14 protein-coding genes, 1 rRNA gene and 1 riboswitch are annotated in these 15581 nt (G+C 52.8%); of the genes, 12 read left to right on the top strand and 3 right to left on the bottom strand.

The genetic code is table 11. The features are described from left to right. The first annotated feature begins 4 nt into the window (after positions 1–4). The 6 genes from J5067_RS17240 to metF all read left to right on the top strand — a co-directional run bounded on the left by J5067_RS17240 (position 5) and on the right by metF (position 5701). Positions 5–1111: an extracellular solute-binding protein gene (locus tag J5067_RS17240; protein ID WP_264645307.1), complete on the top strand. Its 1107-nt coding sequence runs from the start codon at positions 5–7 to the stop codon at positions 1109–1111. A gap of 72 nt (positions 1112–1183) precedes the next feature. Beyond that, positions 1184–2023 (top strand): ABC transporter permease, encoded by an 840-nt coding sequence (locus J5067_RS17235; protein ID WP_264645106.1) that lies wholly within the window; start codon positions 1184–1186, stop codon positions 2021–2023. Continuing rightward, positions 2020–2826, top strand: a complete 807-nt coding sequence (locus J5067_RS17230) for an ABC transporter permease (RefSeq protein WP_264651636.1) — start codon at positions 2020–2022, stop codon at positions 2824–2826. Before J5067_RS17235 ends, J5067_RS17230 begins: the two co-directional genes overlap by 4 nt. Then, positions 2823–3827 carry a LacI family DNA-binding transcriptional regulator gene (locus J5067_RS17225; protein ID WP_264651635.1) on the top strand — a complete coding sequence of 335 codons (1005 nt, stop codon included), beginning with the start codon at positions 2823–2825 and terminating at the stop codon, positions 3825–3827. Before J5067_RS17230 ends, J5067_RS17225 begins: the two co-directional genes overlap by 4 nt. Before the next feature lie 43 nt (positions 3828–3870). Beyond that, positions 3871–4632 carry a phosphodiesterase gene (locus J5067_RS17220; RefSeq protein WP_264651634.1) on the top strand — a complete coding sequence of 254 codons (762 nt, stop codon included), beginning with the start codon at positions 3871–3873 and terminating at the stop codon, positions 4630–4632. A 175-nt stretch (positions 4633–4807) separates the two neighbouring features. Then, positions 4808–5701 (top strand): methylenetetrahydrofolate reductase, encoded by an 894-nt coding sequence (gene metF / locus J5067_RS17215; protein ID WP_264645102.1) that lies wholly within the window; start codon positions 4808–4810, stop codon positions 5699–5701. A 39-nt stretch (positions 5702–5740) separates the two neighbouring features. On the opposite strand, the gene J5067_RS17210 is transcribed toward metF, so the two are convergent. Beyond that, positions 5741–6163 carry a hypothetical protein gene (locus tag J5067_RS17210; protein ID WP_264645101.1) on the bottom strand — a complete coding sequence of 141 codons (423 nt, stop codon included), beginning with the start codon at positions 6161–6163 and terminating at the stop codon, positions 5741–5743. Positions 6164–6607: 444 nt separating this feature from the next. Here J5067_RS17210 and oxyR point away from each other — a divergent pair, with 444 nt between their 5' ends. Next, positions 6608–7525: a DNA-binding transcriptional regulator OxyR gene (gene oxyR / locus J5067_RS17205; RefSeq protein ID WP_264645100.1), complete on the top strand. Its 918-nt coding sequence runs from the start codon at positions 6608–6610 to the stop codon at positions 7523–7525. Here oxyR and sthA read toward each other — a convergent pair. Continuing rightward, complete coding sequence (sthA, locus tag J5067_RS17200; RefSeq protein ID WP_264645099.1) at positions 7508–8926, bottom strand: Si-specific NAD(P)(+) transhydrogenase; 1419 nt, start codon at positions 8924–8926, stop codon at positions 7508–7510. The genes oxyR and sthA overlap by 18 nt on opposite strands. 217 nt (positions 8927–9143) lie before the next feature. On the opposite strand from sthA, the gene fabR reads away from it, so the two are divergent. Next, positions 9144–9779 carry an HTH-type transcriptional repressor FabR gene (fabR, locus tag J5067_RS17195; protein ID WP_196907442.1) on the top strand — a complete coding sequence of 212 codons (636 nt, stop codon included), beginning with the start codon at positions 9144–9146 and terminating at the stop codon, positions 9777–9779. 108 nt (positions 9780–9887) lie between these two features. After that, the gene (locus J5067_RS17190) at positions 9888–10259 is read left to right on the top strand and encodes a YijD family membrane protein (protein WP_264645098.1); all 372 of its coding nucleotides are present in this window, start codon (positions 9888–9890) and stop codon (positions 10257–10259) included. A gap of 145 nt (positions 10260–10404) precedes the next feature. Here J5067_RS17190 and trmA read toward each other — a convergent pair whose 3' ends face one another. Then, positions 10405–11508 (bottom strand): tRNA (uridine(54)-C5)-methyltransferase TrmA, encoded by a 1104-nt coding sequence (gene trmA, locus J5067_RS17185; protein WP_264628514.1) that lies wholly within the window; start codon positions 11506–11508, stop codon positions 10405–10407. Positions 11509–11646: 138 nt separating this feature from the next. Continuing rightward, a riboswitch (cobalamin riboswitch) is annotated at positions 11647–11860 on the top strand. Positions 11861–11926: 66 nt separating this feature from the next. On the opposite strand from trmA, the gene btuB reads away from it, so the two are divergent. From btuB to J5067_RS17170, 3 genes are all read left to right on the top strand, one after another. Then, positions 11927–13807, top strand: a complete 1881-nt coding sequence (btuB, locus tag J5067_RS17180) for a TonB-dependent vitamin B12 receptor BtuB (protein ID WP_264651633.1) — start codon at positions 11927–11929, stop codon at positions 13805–13807. Beyond that, the gene (gene murI, locus J5067_RS17175; protein ID WP_264651632.1) at positions 13752–14612 is read left to right on the top strand and encodes a glutamate racemase; all 861 of its coding nucleotides are present in this window, start codon (positions 13752–13754) and stop codon (positions 14610–14612) included. The genes btuB and murI overlap by 56 nt, the downstream gene beginning before the upstream one ends. Before the next feature lie 416 nt (positions 14613–15028). Next, a 16S ribosomal RNA gene (locus tag J5067_RS17170) occupies positions 15029–15581 on the top strand; the annotation flags it as partial.

Here is a 15581-nt window from a genome sequence, read left to right as displayed (position 1 = left end):
GCTCATGATGGGCGCTTCACTTTCTGCCGCGCAGGCGCAAGAGCTGACCGTGCTGACGGCTGGCGATCAAAACATGGTCGATTATGTGAACGACTATCTGGGGCCGCTGTTTGAGCAACAGCATCCGGGCGTCAAGGTCAGAGCCGTTGGTACTGGGCCGGGCGATGCAGGTTCACAGAAGATCCTCGAGCGCTTTAACGCGCAGCAAGCCGCAGGCAGCAAAGTCTGGGATACCGACGTTGCCGTGGTGCATGAAAAATTTGTCGGCCCGATGGTGAAGGGCGGCCAACTGCTGCAATACCGTGATGCGATTGCCAGCGGCAAGCTGGTGACCATGGCGGCGGCAGACAAAGCGTTAGGCAGTGATGTCAAAGGCTATGTGATGCCGATGTTCAGCAGCCAAACCGCACTGGCCTATAACCCGGCGCTGGTGCCGAATCCGCCGAAAAGCTATGACGAACTGCAACAGTGGGCAGCGGCACACCCAAAACAGTTTGGCTATAACGGCATTAAAGGGGGCGCGTCGGGTGTCAGCTTCGTGATGGGATGGGTTTATGCTTACGGCGGCGATGCCAATAAGCTGATGAACGGCCCGTTTGAAGAAACGGAAGCGCAGAAATGGCAACCGGCCTTTGACCGCCTGAAAGCGTTCAATAAAAACGTTACCCTGACGCCGGGCAATGCGGGCACGCTGGATATGCTGAGCCGGGGTGAGATTGCCATCGGTCCGGTGTGGGTAGACATGTTCTACTCGTGGAAAGCCAACGGCCAGTTGCCGGATAACTTCAAACTGCTGCTGCCTGCTCCGGGTATGCCCGGTCAGCCGATGCACTACGTGATCCCGGCGCAAGCGCCCAATCGCGAGTTGGCCCAGCAGTTTGTCGAACTCGCCACCAGCCCGAAAGTGCAGGCGCAAGGCATTGTTGAGCGTTTCAACTGGTATCCGGGCATTGATGCCAAATACGTACAATCGGCGCTGAAGCCGGAAGTCTGGCAGCGTCTGTTTACCGATATTTCGCCGCAGGATCTGGCGACGAAAGGGAAAACCTTCCCCATCGCGCCGTATAACGCGGCGATCCTCAATGCTTATGAGCACGCGATGGCGCAGTAATCGCCCGCTTTATTGACCCGATCTATTGATAGCATCCTTCCCGGCCCGTCTGGCCGGGAAGGGGAGAGCCGCATGTTACCACTCCCTTCTTTTTCTTCTCGTCTGGCTGGCATTGCGCTGGTGCTGCCTGCGCTGCTGGTGGTGGCGCTGTGCTTTATCGCACCGCTTGGGCTGTCCGTTGGCGGCGCCTTTGTCAGCGAGCAGGGCATCGGCGGTGCCAATTTTGTTACCGCACTGACGCTCTATACCCCGGATATTCTGTTTACCCTGCTGATTGTTGGCGTGTCTACGTTACTGATCGGTCTGTTTTCCGTGTTGATCGGCGGCTACCTGACGCTGGGTGAAAATCCGCGTTGGGTCGCACTGCTGCGCTGGGTTTATCGCTGGCCGCTGTTTATTCCGTTTATCGTCACCGGACAGATTTTACGTACCTTTCTGGCTAAGAACGGCTGGCTAAACGGCGCCCTGGATATGGTGGGCATCGTCGATATCGCCAGCGCCAGTAACTGGCTCGATTGGCGCGGTATCGTGTTTGCTTTTGTCTGGAAACAGACGCCGTTTGTGGCGCTGTTGGTCTCCGGCGCGATGGCATCGCTGGACCGTGCGACGATGGAGTCGGCGCGCAATCTCGGCGCGGGGCGGCTGCGTATTTTGTTCGAAATTGTGGTGCCGCAGGTGTGGCACACGTTGCTGACCGGATTGATTCTCTCTTTCGTGACCATGATGTCGGTGCTGTCGGTGCCGCTGATGATCAATGCGCAATCCCCGACGCTGCTGAGCGCTAATATTGCCTTTCGTATCAATGCCTATGGAGACTACGGCGTAGCGAATGCGCTGGGTGCCATCTCACTGCTGATGACGGCGGTATTTGCGGTTATCTATCTGCGTATCAGCATGAGGGAGAAAGCATGAAGCGCGTATTCGGATGGATTGCCCCGGCGCTTATTCTGGGCGTGCTGATTTTTCTTATCTTTGGTCCGTTGGCTAACCTGCTGCTGTGGGCGGTGGCGGAAAAATGGTTTTATCCGCACCTGCTGCCCAATGAATGGGGTTTTGCCTTCTGGCGTCGCGTGTTCTCGGCGCGCAGCGTTGCCTGGGAAGCGCTGGGCAACAGCGTGCTGGTGGCAATATTCACGGTGCTGGCCTCGCTGGCGCTGGCTATTCCCGCCGGGTATGCGCTGGCGCGGCTGGCGTTGCCTGCGCGCGGCGTTATTCTGCTGGTTTTTCTGATTCCACAAGCGTTTCCCAATCTGACGGTGTATGTGAATATCGCCCGCCTGTTTTATCAGTGGGGGCTGAACGGCACGCTGTTTGGCGTGGTGCTGGTACATACGGTGCACGGGCTGGTGTTTGCGGTGTGGATTGCCTCAGCGGCGTTTGCTGCCATCAGCCGCGAGATGGAACAGGCCGCGCGCTCCATTGGGGCCGGACCGTGGCGCACGTTTATCGATATTTCCCTGCCGCAAGCACTTCCGGGGCTGATGGCGGCGGCCATTTTTGTCTTTCTGGAATCGCTGGATGAATTCACCGGCAGCTACTTTGTCGGCGCGCCGGATGTGCAGATGATGCCGCTGATGCTTTACAGCGCCGGGGCGGGCGGCAATTACCAGATTGCGTCGATAACCGCGCTGGTATTGCTGGTGCCTTCCATCGTTTTCATGCTGGTGGTGGAACGTTTCCTAAAAGCGGACGTGTTGGCGAGGATCGGTAAATGAGTATCAACAAACAGCGCTATGTCAGCGCGCAGGATGTGGCGCGCCGGGCAGGCGTATCGCGCTCGGCGGTGTCGCGCAGCTTCACACCGGGCGCAAGCGTCTCGGCAGAGACCTACGCTAAAGTGATGACGGCGGCGCAGGAACTGGGCTATCAGGTCAACGATTTGGCGCGTGGTCTGCTGGCGAACGGCAGCCGTTTGGTGGGTTTGGTGGTCACACAGCCGGAAGTGGGGTTCCGCGCCAATCTGGTGGCGGCACTTTCTCAGGCGCTCATTCAGCGTGGTTCGATTCCGGTGCTGATCAACACCGGACACACGCGCGGTGCGATGGCGGCGGCACGTTCGATTCTGTTCGGCCATCGTGCTGAAGCGACTATCGTTTTATCTGGCTCACCGCCGCAGGAATTTGTTGAACTGGCGCAGTTGAACGGCCAGCCGTTGATCGTCATTGGGCGCAATGAAGACGCCTGCGACAGCGTGCATATCGACAATGACACGGCGGCACGCACGGCGGCGCGCTTGTTCGCCGCTGATGGTAAAAAACAGGTGGCGCTGATTGGCTGTGCCTCGGCGACACCGAACATTGTTGAACGTGAACAGGCGTTTTGCGATGAAGCGCGCACGCTGGGATTGGACGTGAGTACGGTACGTGGCGCTGAATCAGACTACGCGGGGGGGCTTGGTGCCTGTCAGTCTCTGTTCGCGCAGCCGCCAGTGGATTGGCCGGATGCCGTGTTCTGCATCAACGATTTGATGGCGTTTGGTGTTATTGATTGCGCGCGTCAGCGAGGATTGTCAGTGCCAGACGATCTGGCGGTTATTGGTTTCGATGATATTCCTGCCGCAGGTTGGGATGCCTATTCGCTGACCACCTTCCGTCAGGATCCGGTGGTGATGGCGGCGCAGGCGCTACGGTTGCTGGAACGTCGACAAGCACAGCCGCAGGCACCGACCAGCAAAGCCGAAGTCAGCGCGCCGCTGGTGCGCCGTCAATCGGCCTGACTCACTTGAACATGCCACTCTTGATGATGCACAGAGGGAAACCATGAAAATCATTCAGCTCTCCGACCTTCATTTAACGACGCCTGGCCGTGTGTTGCACGGGCGCGATCCGCTACAACACTTTCAGACTGCCGTCGCGGATATTAATACGCACCAGCGTGACGCTGCGCTGGTGGTTATTTCCGGCGATCTTTCTGATGATGGCAGCGCGGCATCTTATGCTGCCCTCGCTGACACGCTGGCTGAGTTGCAGGTTCCCTGGCGCGTGACGCTGGGCAACCATGATGATCGAGCGGCTTTTTTGCGTGCGTTTCCCGCGTTGGCAGATGAATACGGTTTTATCCAAAATGTCACGAACCTCGGCGATCACTGCGTGATTATGCTGGATTCATTGCAAAGTGGTGATGTTGCGGGAAACCTGTGCAGTACGCGCTTACAGTGGCTGGAAGACCAACTGCGCCGAGCTCAGGACAAAGCCGTATTGTTGTTTTTACATCACCCGCCGATGCCCATCGGCTTGCCGTCGCTGGATGAGGTGCGGTTAGCGCCGGACGCTGCGGATGCGTTGCATCAATGCTGTTTGCGTTATGGCAATGTGCGGCATATAGCCGCAGGCCATGTGCATCGCCCTGCCAGCGGTAACTGGCGCGGTATCACCTTTAGTACAGTGCGCGGTACTAACCATCAGTCGGCACTGCGTTTTGTACCCGGTTTTGAGGTCAGTCAGGAAACGCCGCAGTACGCTGTTTTCTGGGTAACGGCGCAAGGGCATACGGTGCATTTCAATGACTTTCCCGCCCTTTGACGCGAGGCTGGACAACATGATGAAAAAAATTCATTTACCTTGAGCAATCATCAACAGCTTTTAAACGAAATTCGTTGACTCTTGGTTGAGATTCCGTCATTTTCTATATAGACGTCTAAACGTATAGACGTTCGATAAATCATGACGGTAACGTGACGACAAGGGTGGCAAGGGTATGAGTTTTTTTCACGCAAACCAGCGGGAAGCGCTGAATCAAAGCCTGGCGGAGCTCCAGGGGCAAATCAATGTTTCTTTTGAATTTTTCCCGCCGAAAACCAGTGAAATGGAAGAAACGCTGTGGAACTCAATTGATCGCCTGAGCAACCTGAAACCCAAGTTTGTTTCTGTTACCTACGGCGCAAACTCTGGCGAACGCGACCGCACTCACAGCATTATCAAGACGATCAAAGAGCGTACCGGGCTGGAAGCTGCGCCGCACCTGACGTGTATTGATGCCTCCCGCGAGCAACTGCGTGAAATCGCACAGGATTACTGGCAGAGCGGTATTCGCCACATTGTGGCGCTGCGTGGGGATTTGCCGCAGGAAGGGGGCAAACCGGACATGTACGCCGCCGATTTAGTGAGCCTGCTTAAAAGCGTCGGTGATTTTGATATCTCGGTCGCGGCTTATCCGGAAGTTCACCCGGAAGCCAAAAGCGCGCAGGCCGATCTGATCAACCTGAAGAAAAAGATTGATGCAGGTGCTAATCGCGCCATCACGCAGTTCTTTTTCGACGTAGAAAGCTATTTACGTTTTCGCGATCGCTGTGTATCAACCGGCATTGATGTGGAGATTGTGCCGGGTATTCTGCCGGTCTCCAACTTCAAACAGCTGCAACGCTTCGCCACCATGACGAACGTGCGTGTGCCGAACTGGATGACGGCAATGTTCGATGGGCTGGATAACGATGCGGACACCCGTAAGATGGTGGGCGCGGCCATTGCCATGGACATGGTGAAAATTCTGAGTCGTGAGGGGGTAAAGGATTTCCACTTCTACACGCTCAACCGTGCAGAGTTGAGTTATGCGATCTGCCACACTCTGGGTGTAAGACCTGCTGCTAACTGATCGTAAACCTCTATGACAGTGCGTGATCGTCACGCACTGTCATAACGTGCGTTTTTCTTTTCCTCTTTCCCTCGTCGCTTTGCTGGTTGTCGGGCGATCCTTGCTCTCCGGTTCTGACTCTGATTCACAGAGTGACATCTCAGAATCTGATTCCGTGTCGTAGTCTTTGGCACGCTCATCGAGAATATAGCCATAGGTTTTTACCTCCAGCTTATCCAGCCGGGGAATTTTACTAAAGTTATGCTTTTCAGGATTATTGATAATAATCTCTAAACATCTTCGCGTATTTTTTAATATGGATTCGAGCTCTTGTTTTCTCTTAGTACGCAATGGCGGGGGATTATCGGGCATTGATTTAACTCGCCATAACCTCAAAATTAAGTCATTGATATCACTGTTTCTGACATGCTTGTCCGCCGGTAAGCGTGAGTGATGACATCTCCCTTGCTGGTATATTTTCATTAATATTCTTTCTCAGTTTACAGTCTTTCTTGGACCTTAACGCGATTGACGCTGATGGAGTACTAAATTTCGCTACTACATCGCACGATGTGACAGGTAAACGCTCGGCTTGATTCCACTTTTTATTCAAGCTTCATTGATATGTTGCAGGGTAAAATAATTATGTCATTATTGATGCGCTATGTTATTACCACGACCTCGGTAAAGTGTGTCGGCTTTGTGTGTTTTTAATATTTGGCATCTTGTGATTATCCAGCAGTGAAGGTTTTATAAAATTTCAATAGTGAAACAAACTTCATTTTCTTAACGCCGTCGCTGGTTATATTTTTTAACCGATAAGATACCGTTGTTGTCGGGAACCAAACGTTTTCTTTGTTGATAGGGCTTACCATTGATTGGTATCCTACCTATCGTTTTTGGCTATCGTGTTAAGGATAATGATAAATGAACATTCGGGATCTAGAGTATCTGGTGGCGTTAGCTGAACACCGTCATTTCAGGCGTGCAGCGGACTCCTGTCATGTCAGCCAACCGACGCTCAGCGGTCAAATTCGTAAACTGGAAGATGAACTGGGCGTGATGTTATTGGAGCGCACCAGCAGAAAAGTGTTGTTTACTCAGGCTGGCTTGCTACTGGTCGAACAGGCAAGAACCGTGCTGCGCGAAGTCAAAGTACTTAAAGAGATGGCGAGCCAGCAGGGAGAGACCATGTCTGGCCCGCTGCATATTGGGCTGATCCCCACCGTTGGGCCTTACCTGTTGCCGCATATCATTCCCATGCTGCACCGCACGTTCCCCAAGCTGGAAATGTACCTGCATGAAGCGCAGACCCATCAACTGCTGACACATCTGGATAGCGGCAAGCTGGACTGCGCCATTCTCGCGATGGTCAAGGAATCGGAAGCGTTTATCGAAGTGCCACTGTTTGATGAACCCATGAAACTGGCGATTTATCAGGATCACCCGTGGGCAAACCGTGAGCGCGTTGCCATGTCGGATCTGGCCGGTGAAAAACTGCTGATGCTGGAAGATGGGCACTGCCTGCGCGATCAGGCGCTGGGGTTCTGCTTCCAGGCAGGGGCCGATGAAGATACGCATTTTCGCGCCACCAGCCTGGAAACGCTGCGCAACATGGTTGCCGCCGGCAGTGGTATTACCTTGCTGCCTTCACTGGCGGTGCCTCATGAGCGCCAGCGCGATGGCGTCTGTTATTTACCGTGCTACAAGCCGGAGCCGAAGCGAACTGTCGCGCTGGTGTACCGCCCTGGATCGCCACTGCGCGGTCGCTATGAACAGTTGGCGGACGCCGTGCGGGAACACATGCAGCACTATTTGGACAGTGCATTAAAACAGGCGGTTTAACCCGTTGAGTGCCGCCACCCGGTAAGCTTCGGCCATCGTTGGGTAATTAAAGGTTGTATTAACGAAATATTCGATAGTATTACCTTCGCCTTTTTGCTCCATGATGGCCTGGCCGATGTGAATAATCTCCGCCGCGCGCTCACCGAAGCAGTGAATGCCGAGGATTTGCCTGGTTTCTCGGTGGAAAAGTATCTTCAGGCTCCCCACGTTCATACCGACGATTTGCGCCCGCGCCAGATGTTTGAACTGCGCTCGCCCAACCTCATAGGGCACTTTCATCGCAGTAAGCTCCTGTTCGGTTTTCCCCACTGAACTGATTTCCGGAATGGTGTAGATCCCGGTCGGGATATCCTCGATAAGGTGGGCACTGGCATCGCCTTTGACGATGGCCTGCGCCGCCAACCGTCCCTGATCGTAGGCTGCCGAAGCCAGGCTGGGATAGCCGATGACGTCACCCACCGCGTAGATGTGTGCCAGCGCGGTTTGGTACATACTGTTGACCTTCAACTGGCCGCGTCCGTCGGGCACCAAACCGATTTTTTCCAGCCCTAACGTCTCGGTATTGCCGGTGCGGCCATTGGCGTACAGCAAGCAGTCGGCCTTCATCTTTTTACCGGATTTAAGGTGAACAATGACGCCGTCAGCGGTGCCTTCGATCGATTCGAACTCTTCGTTATGGCGAATGACAACGCCGTTGTTCCAGAAATGGTAGGAAAGGGCGTCTGACATTTCCTGATCGAGAAACGCCAGCAGGCGATCGCGGGTGTTGATCAGATCCACTTTTACGCTCAGGCCGCGAAAGATCGAGGCATATTCACAGCCAATCACGCCTGCGCCATAAATAATCACGTGTTGGGGCTCGTGATCCAGCTCCAGAATGGAATCGCTGTCGTAAATACGGGGATGCGCAAAGTCTACATTTGCCGGGTGGTAGGGGCGTGAGCCTGTGGCAATGATTATGTGGGCGGCGGTAAGCGTATCTTGCATATTATCGGGATACTGTACGGAAACCGTGTGTTCATCGATGAAATGCGCTTCACCCGAAAATATTTCGCAATGGTTACGTTCGTAAAAACCCTGCCGCATGCGGGTTTGCTGGCCGATAACGCTGTCTGCGTGGCGCAGGATATCGGAGAACGAGGAGCGAATAGGGCGTGCATTATCGCTGTACAGCGGGTTCTGGTTGAATTCGATAATACGGCTGACGGCATGGCGCAACGCTTTGGAGGGAATGGTTCCCCAGTGCGTACACCCGCCGCCGACGTTGTTATATCGCTCGATGACGGCCACTCTGGCACCCTGCTTTACCAGCCCCATCGCGGCCCCTTCGCCGCCTGGGCCGGAACCAATGATGATGGCGTCATAATCAAACGGTTGCTGAGTCTGTGCTTGCTGTGTCATGGTAGGGTAATCCTGTTTTTATACAAGCCGATAACGCTATTGTAACACTGCCGCGTTCATAACCCAATTTATCCCTGTTGCTGGTATGACAATCCTCTGTCTCATTTTCAATATGGCAAACTTTGTCTCAGTATGTCGTAAGTAAAGTTTGCTATAGTGCTTTCCTGGAAAGGAAAGCGAATGGTGTCAGCTGAATATGGGTGTCGGAACACAAAATATGGGTGTCAGAGCACAACAAAAAGAACGCACTCGCCGTTCCTTAATCGAAGCTGCTTTCAGTCAACTCAGCGCCGAACGGAGTTTCGCCAGCCTGAGCTTGCGCGAAGTCGCGCGTGAGGCGGGCATCGCTCCTACCTCTTTTTATCGCCACTTCCGCGATGTCGATGAATTGGGTTTGACGATGGTCGATGAAAGCGGCCTGATGTTGCGTCAACTGATGCGACAGGCACGCCAGCGCATTGCCAAAAGCGGTAGCGTTATTCGCACGTCGGTCGCCACCTTTATGGAGTTCATTGGCAATAACCCCAATGCGTTTCGCCTGTTGCTGCGTGAACGTTCGGGCACCTCTGCCGCGTTTCGTGCTGCTGTCGCCCGTGAAATCCAGCATTTTATTGCGGAGCTGGCGGATTACCTTGAAGTGGAAAATCATATTCCGCGTGAATTTGCGGAGGCCCAGTCTGAGGCTATGGTTACGATTGTGTTTAGCGCTGGCGCAGAAGCGTTGGACGTAGGGCTTGAACAGCGGCGGCAATTGGAAGAGCGCCTGGTGCTGCAATTACGCCTGATCGCCAAAGGGGCTTACTACTGGTACAGAAAGGAACATGAGAAGGAAGTGAATACTTCTGACGTGTAGCAGCGAGCCGGAGGTGACATTTCCCTCTGTTAGGCGGTACGCGATAGGCGTCTCATCGTGTTCCTGAGTGTTTAAAACGCTTGAGTGTTTAAAACTACGGGAGACATCATGACAAAATACCCTCATCAAGAAAAAGGCACCCTGGTTTTGGCATTGATCGCCGGTTTGTCGGTCAATGGTTCCTTTGCCGCCTTGTTCAGTTCAATCGTGCCCTTTTCCGTCTTTCCGCTGATTGCCCTGGTGCTCTCGGTTTACTGCCTGCACCAGCGTTACCTCAATATTGAGATGCCTGAAGGCATACCGCTGCTGGCCGCCGCCTGCTTTTTGTTGGGGTTGCTGCTGTATAGCGCATTGGTTCGCGTTGAATATCCGCAGATTGGCTCCAACTTCCTGCCTTCGTTACTGTGCGTTGTGTTGGTGTTCTGGATTGGTTTGCGGCTTAAAAAGCGCCGCCCGGTAGACGACGCGCCTGCATCCTGATGACTACGGACAAAGTCACTTTACTCCTCGTCATCCTCGACTCTCCTCTCCGTCATCCTCGGCGAAAGCCGGGGATCTCTGCCAGAATAAACGCGTCTCTACTGTAAGAGATTCCCGCCTTCGCGGGAATGACGGAGGTGGGCGGTTACGCCTTCTTCTCTAACAGCACGCCGCATTCCATGTGATGGGTGTAGGGAAACTGATCGAACAAGGCCAGACGAGTGATACGGTGGGTCGTCGTGAGTTGGGCCAGGTTGTTGCACAAGGTTTCCGGGTTGCAGGAAATGTAGAGAATACGCGAGTAACCCTGCACCATGCACAGCGTTTGGTCGTCCAGGCCACTGCGTGGCGGATCGACAAAAATGGTGTTGCATTGATACTCGGACAAATCGATACCCTGCAAACGGGTAAATTCACGCTTACCCTGTAGCGCTTGAGTGAATTCTTCCGCCGCCATACGAATAATCTGCACGTTATCAATCTGGTTCGCGGCGATATTGAATTGTGCTGCGGCGACAGACGGTTTGGCGATCTCGGTAGCCAATACACGGTTGAAATTACGCGCCAGTGCCAATGAGAAGTTGCCGTTGCCGCAATAAAGCTCAAGCAGATCGCCTGTTGATCCCGCGGTAGCCTTCAGCGCCCACTCCAGCATTTGGATATTGATGGCGGCATTGGGCTGGGTGAAGCTGTTTTCAACCTGGCGGTAGGTCATCTCACGCCCGGCGACTGGCAGGCGTTCATCAACATAATCTCTGTCGAGACATATTTTAGTTTTTGTTGCCCGGCCAATCAGTTGCAGAGCGAATCCCTGAGCGCGCAGTGTATCGCGCAGCGCGCGTGCCTGTTGTTGCCACGCGTCATCTAACGCTTTGTGGTAGATAAACGTCACCACGATTTCACCGCTCATCGTCGACAGATAGTCAATCTGAAACAGCTTGTGGCGCAGTATCACATCGTTGCGTAGTGCATCGACCAGAATGGGCATGAGCTGATTAATCAACGCGCTGGCCACAGGGAATTGATCGACTCTGATCCGCTGTTTGGTCTGCTGATCGAACATGATGTGGTAGAGATCGTCCCCTTCGTGCCAAATGCGAAACTCGGCCCGCATACGGTAATGACTCACCGGGGAACGGAACACCTCTGGCTCTGGCGCAGCAAAGGGCACCATCATCTGCCGTAGACGTTCCGTCTTTTCCGCAAGCTGGTCGTCATACTGTTCGATGGGCAGGTTCTCTGGCGTCATGGTGTTCTCGGCTACAAAACGATGAAAAGATGAAAAGAAGTTACTGGCCGGGATTGTAGGGCATCTCGAAGGGATGTCCAGCGTTGTTGCTGCGAGAGTAATTTCACATCGTGGAAGTCTAGACATCCGTAAGCGGCCATCGTAGCATAGCGTGCCGGTATTGCACTGTGTGCTAATGCAGTGTGAGTTAAAAGGGAATCCAGTGAAAATCTGGAGCTGACGCGCAGCGGTAAGGGGAAGAGTAACGACAGCATTGAATGCAGACACTGCCTGCGGGTGGGAAGTCGTCGTTTCTGATTGCAACAGCAATGTCACCCGAGCCCGAAGACCTGCCGGTTTACGTCGCAATGTTCACGATCGTCGCGAGCTATCGATTGTGGTAATGCGGCATCCGCAATGTGATTTGGATGCTAACTACATGTCTTATAAAAAATTATCGCTGCTAGCGGCGCTCTCTGCTACGGCTTTTTCCGGCTGGGCTCAGCAAACTGACAACAACACCATGGTGGTTACCGCTAACCGTTTTCAACAGCCTGTGAATACGGTGCTGGCACCAACAACAGTGGTTACTCGCGAAGATATTGACCGCTGGCAGGCGAAGAGCCTGACCGATGTGATGCGCCGTTTGCCGGGAGTGGATATTGGGCAGAATGGCGGGTTGGGGCAAAAAAGCTCTCTGTTTATTCGCGGAACCAATTCTAGTCATGCTCTGGTTTTAATCGACGGCATACGTTTGAATCAGTCAGGTATTAGCAGTTCTACCGATCTTAGCCAGATCCCTCTTTCACTTGTGCAGAGAATTGAATATATCCGTGGTGCGCGTTCGGCTGTGTATGGATCAGACGCGATCGGTGGAGTAGTCAACATTATTACCACCAGAGAAAAGGAAGGTACAACGCTCGGCGCTGGGGTCGGTTCTAAGGGATATCAGTCTTACGATGGTTCCACGCAACAAATGATTGGTAATGCGACACGTATTACTTTGGCGGGTAATTATACCTATACCAAAGGATATGATGTTGTTGCTGGTTTCCCTGATGCCAGTGGCAATAAGGCCCAGCCTGATCGTGATGGTTTCATGAGTAAATCGATTTACGGCAATGTTGAACATCAGTTTAACGATGAATTTAGCGGGTTTGTTCGTGGTTATGGATTTGATAACCGAGCTAATTATGATGGGTATAACACCACTGAAAATGATCCACCGTATTCATTCTTAGGGATACCAGACACTCGTCAGCTATATAGCCAAACTTGGGATACAGGCTTACGTTTCCAGCGTGATATTTTATCAACGCAGGTGATTGCTAGCTATAGTCGCACGAAGGATCTGAATTTTGATCCTAAGAATGGTCGCTACGGCGCTGCGTCTACGTTAGATGATGTAGATCAATATAATTTACAATGGGGTAATAGCGTTCAGATAGGAAAAGGAACTGTTAGCGCTGGCGTAGATTGGCAAAAACAGGTTTCTGAGCCAGGAACAAATTATGTTGCCAAAGGCCACGAACAACGCAATACGGGTATCTATATTACAACTCAGCAAACACTTGAGCGCGTGACCGTCGAGGGTTCTGTTCGCAGTGACGATAACAATAGTTTCGGCCAACACACTACGTGGCAGACGGGCACATCTTGGGAGTTTGTTGATGGATATCGTGCTTTCGCATCTTATGGTACGGCATTTAAGGCCCCTGACCTTAACCAAGTGTATAGCGAGCTTTACGGTAATCGAAACCTACGCCCAGAAGAGAGTAAGCAATGGGAAGGCGGTTTTGAGGGGCTAACTGGACCAGTGAATTGGCGTGTGTCTGGATACCGTAACGATATTGATAATTTGATCAATTATGACAAAGTGTATCCGTTCAGTTTCGTAAATATTGAAAAAGCACGAATCAAAGGAGTTGAAGCAACGGCCTCGTTTGATACTGGCCCGCTGGCTCACTCCGTTTCTTACGATTACGTTGATCCTCGTGACGCTCAAAAAAATCAGGTTCTCCTGCGCCGTGCAAAACAACAGGTAAAATATCAGCTTGATTGGGATTGGAACGATTTTGACTGGTCTATGACCTATCAATATTTGGGCCAACGCTATGATACCGATTTTAGCCAATCACCTTCGCGCCGAGTCAAGGTCGGTGGCGTAAGTCTCTGGGACCTCGCTGTATCATATCCTGTCACCTCTCATCTTACAGTTCGTGGTAGAATCGCCAACCTGTTTGATAAAGAGTACGAGACAGCATATGGCTATCAAACGGCAGGAAGAGAGTACTATCTCAACGGAAGCTACACCTTCTAACCTGCCCGCCCGCCCCACGGTTTTGGTGTTTGACTCCGGCGTGGGGGGGTTATCTGTGTATAACGAGATTCGGCAGTTGCTGCCGGATCTTCATTATATCTACGCCTTCGATAATGAAGCGTTCCCCTACGGTGAGAAACCGCAAGACTTTATTGTTGAGCGTGTGGTTCAAATCGTTTCTGCGGTACAACAGCGCCATCAACTGGCCGCCGTGGTTATTGCCTGCAACACCGCAAGCACCATTTCACTTCCTGCATTGCGCGAGCGTTTTACCTTCCCGGTAGTCGGCGTTGTGCCTGCAGTGAAGCCTGCCGCAAAATTGACACGTAATGGCATCGTCGGCGTTCTGGCAACGCGTGCTACGGTGCAGCGCTCCTACACGCACGAGCTGATTGCTCGTTTTGCCACGGACTGCCAGATATTGCTGCTCGGGTCGGCGGAGTTAGTGGAGCTGGCGGAGGCTAAGTTGCAAGGAGATAACGTATCGTTATTGGCATTGCAGCAAATTCTCCACCCTTGGCTGAAATTGCCTGAGCCTCCGGATACTGTGGTGCTTGGCTGTACGCACTTTCCCTTATTAGCGGAAGAGTTACAGTTGGTGTTGCCCAACGGCACGCGACTGGTGGATTCCGGGGCGGCAATCGCCAGAAGAACGGCATGGCATCTCGCTAACCTGGAACAGCCACCCGCTCTGAGCACGGAAAAAAATCTGGCTTATTGCATGACGATTACGCCTAAAGTGGCGACCCTGTGGCCCGTTTTGCAGCGCTTCGGCTTTGAATCGTTGGAAAAACTACCGCTTTAGTGGCTTTTTGGCTGAATAGTAGGCACTCAGAAATAAAATTGAAATTAGCCCTTGTCAGGGCACGAGAAGTGTCTATACTGCGCCTCCACTGACACGGCAACAGCGACACGCGGTTGTGGTAACGGTAAGAAGTAAAACGAAAAGCCAGACGCGAAATTGAAAAATTAACGTTGACTTTTCAGCGGTGCAGCGTAATATACGCCTCCCGCGCCACGGTAGATGTGGCAACGCTCTTTAACAATTAATCAGACAATCTGTGTGGACACTCACAGGACTTTATCGTAAAGCCTACGGGCTTAAAAAATAAAAGTCTTGAAGAGTGAACAACAGTTAATTCATTACGAACTAACAGTAATAATTCTTTGAGCATCGCTTACCCTTGTTTGTAAAAACAAGGCAAAAGCAAATCAAACTTTAAATTGAAGAGTTTGATCATGGCTCAGATTGAACGCTGGCGGCAGGCCTAACACATGCAAGTCGAGCGGTAGCACAGGAGAGCTTGCTCTCTGGGTGACGAGCGGCGGACGGGTGAGTAATGTCTGGGAAACTGCCTGATGGAGGGGGATAACTACTGGAAACGGTAGCTAATACCGCATAACGTCGCAAGACCAAAGTGGGGGACCTTCGGGCCTCACGCCATCGGATGTGCCCAGATGGGATTAGCTAGTAGGTGGGGTAATGGCTCACCTAGGCGACGATCCCTAGCTGGTCTGAGAGGATGACCAGCCACACTGGAACTGAGACACGGTCCAGACTCCTACGGGAGGCAGCAGTGGGGAATATTGCACAATGGGCGCAAGCCTGATGCAGCCATGCCGCGTGTGTGAAGAAGGCCTTCGGGTTGTAAAGCACTTTCAGCGAGGAGGAAGGCAGTAAGGTTAATAACCTTGCTGATTGACGTTACTCGCAGAAGAAGCACCGGCTAACTCCGTGCCAGCAGCCGCGGTAATACGGAGGGTGCAAGCGTTA

Source organism: Candidatus Symbiopectobacterium sp. NZEC151 (assembly GCF_025962655.1).
Classification (GTDB): Bacteria; Pseudomonadota; Gammaproteobacteria; order Enterobacterales; family Enterobacteriaceae; genus Symbiopectobacterium.
The sequence above is the reverse complement of the archived record's forward strand: the minus strand, read 5'-3'. Positions and strand labels throughout refer to the sequence as shown.

Excerpts from the sequence above, each read along its gene's own strand:
- trmA (WP_264628514.1), bottom strand. The coding sequence starts at position 11,508 with ATGACGCCAGAGAACCTGCCCATCGAACAGTATGACGACCAGCTTGCG.
- sthA (WP_264645099.1), bottom strand. The coding sequence starts at position 8,926 with ATGACACAGCAAGCACAGACTCAGCAACCGTTTGATTATGACGCCATC.
- J5067_RS17190 (WP_264645098.1), top strand. The coding sequence starts at position 9,888 with ATGACAAAATACCCTCATCAAGAAAAAGGCACCCTGGTTTTGGCATTG.
- btuB (WP_264651633.1), top strand. The coding sequence starts at position 11,927 with ATGTCTTATAAAAAATTATCGCTGCTAGCGGCGCTCTCTGCTACGGCT.
- murI (WP_264651632.1), top strand. The coding sequence starts at position 13,752 with ATGGCTATCAAACGGCAGGAAGAGAGTACTATCTCAACGGAAGCTACA.
- J5067_RS17235 (WP_264645106.1), top strand. The coding sequence starts at position 1,184 with ATGTTACCACTCCCTTCTTTTTCTTCTCGTCTGGCTGGCATTGCGCTG.
- metF (WP_264645102.1), top strand. The coding sequence starts at position 4,808 with ATGAGTTTTTTTCACGCAAACCAGCGGGAAGCGCTGAATCAAAGCCTG.
- fabR (WP_196907442.1), top strand. The coding sequence starts at position 9,144 with ATGGGTGTCAGAGCACAACAAAAAGAACGCACTCGCCGTTCCTTAATC.
- J5067_RS17225 (WP_264651635.1), top strand. The coding sequence starts at position 2,823 with ATGAGTATCAACAAACAGCGCTATGTCAGCGCGCAGGATGTGGCGCGC.
- J5067_RS17210 (WP_264645101.1), bottom strand. The coding sequence starts at position 6,163 with ATGAAAATATACCAGCAAGGGAGATGTCATCACTCACGCTTACCGGCG.
- J5067_RS17230 (WP_264651636.1), top strand. The coding sequence starts at position 2,020 with ATGAAGCGCGTATTCGGATGGATTGCCCCGGCGCTTATTCTGGGCGTG.
- oxyR (WP_264645100.1), top strand. The coding sequence starts at position 6,608 with ATGAACATTCGGGATCTAGAGTATCTGGTGGCGTTAGCTGAACACCGT.
- J5067_RS17240 (WP_264645307.1), top strand. The coding sequence starts at position 5 with ATGATGGGCGCTTCACTTTCTGCCGCGCAGGCGCAAGAGCTGACCGTG.
- J5067_RS17220 (WP_264651634.1), top strand. The coding sequence starts at position 3,871 with ATGAAAATCATTCAGCTCTCCGACCTTCATTTAACGACGCCTGGCCGT.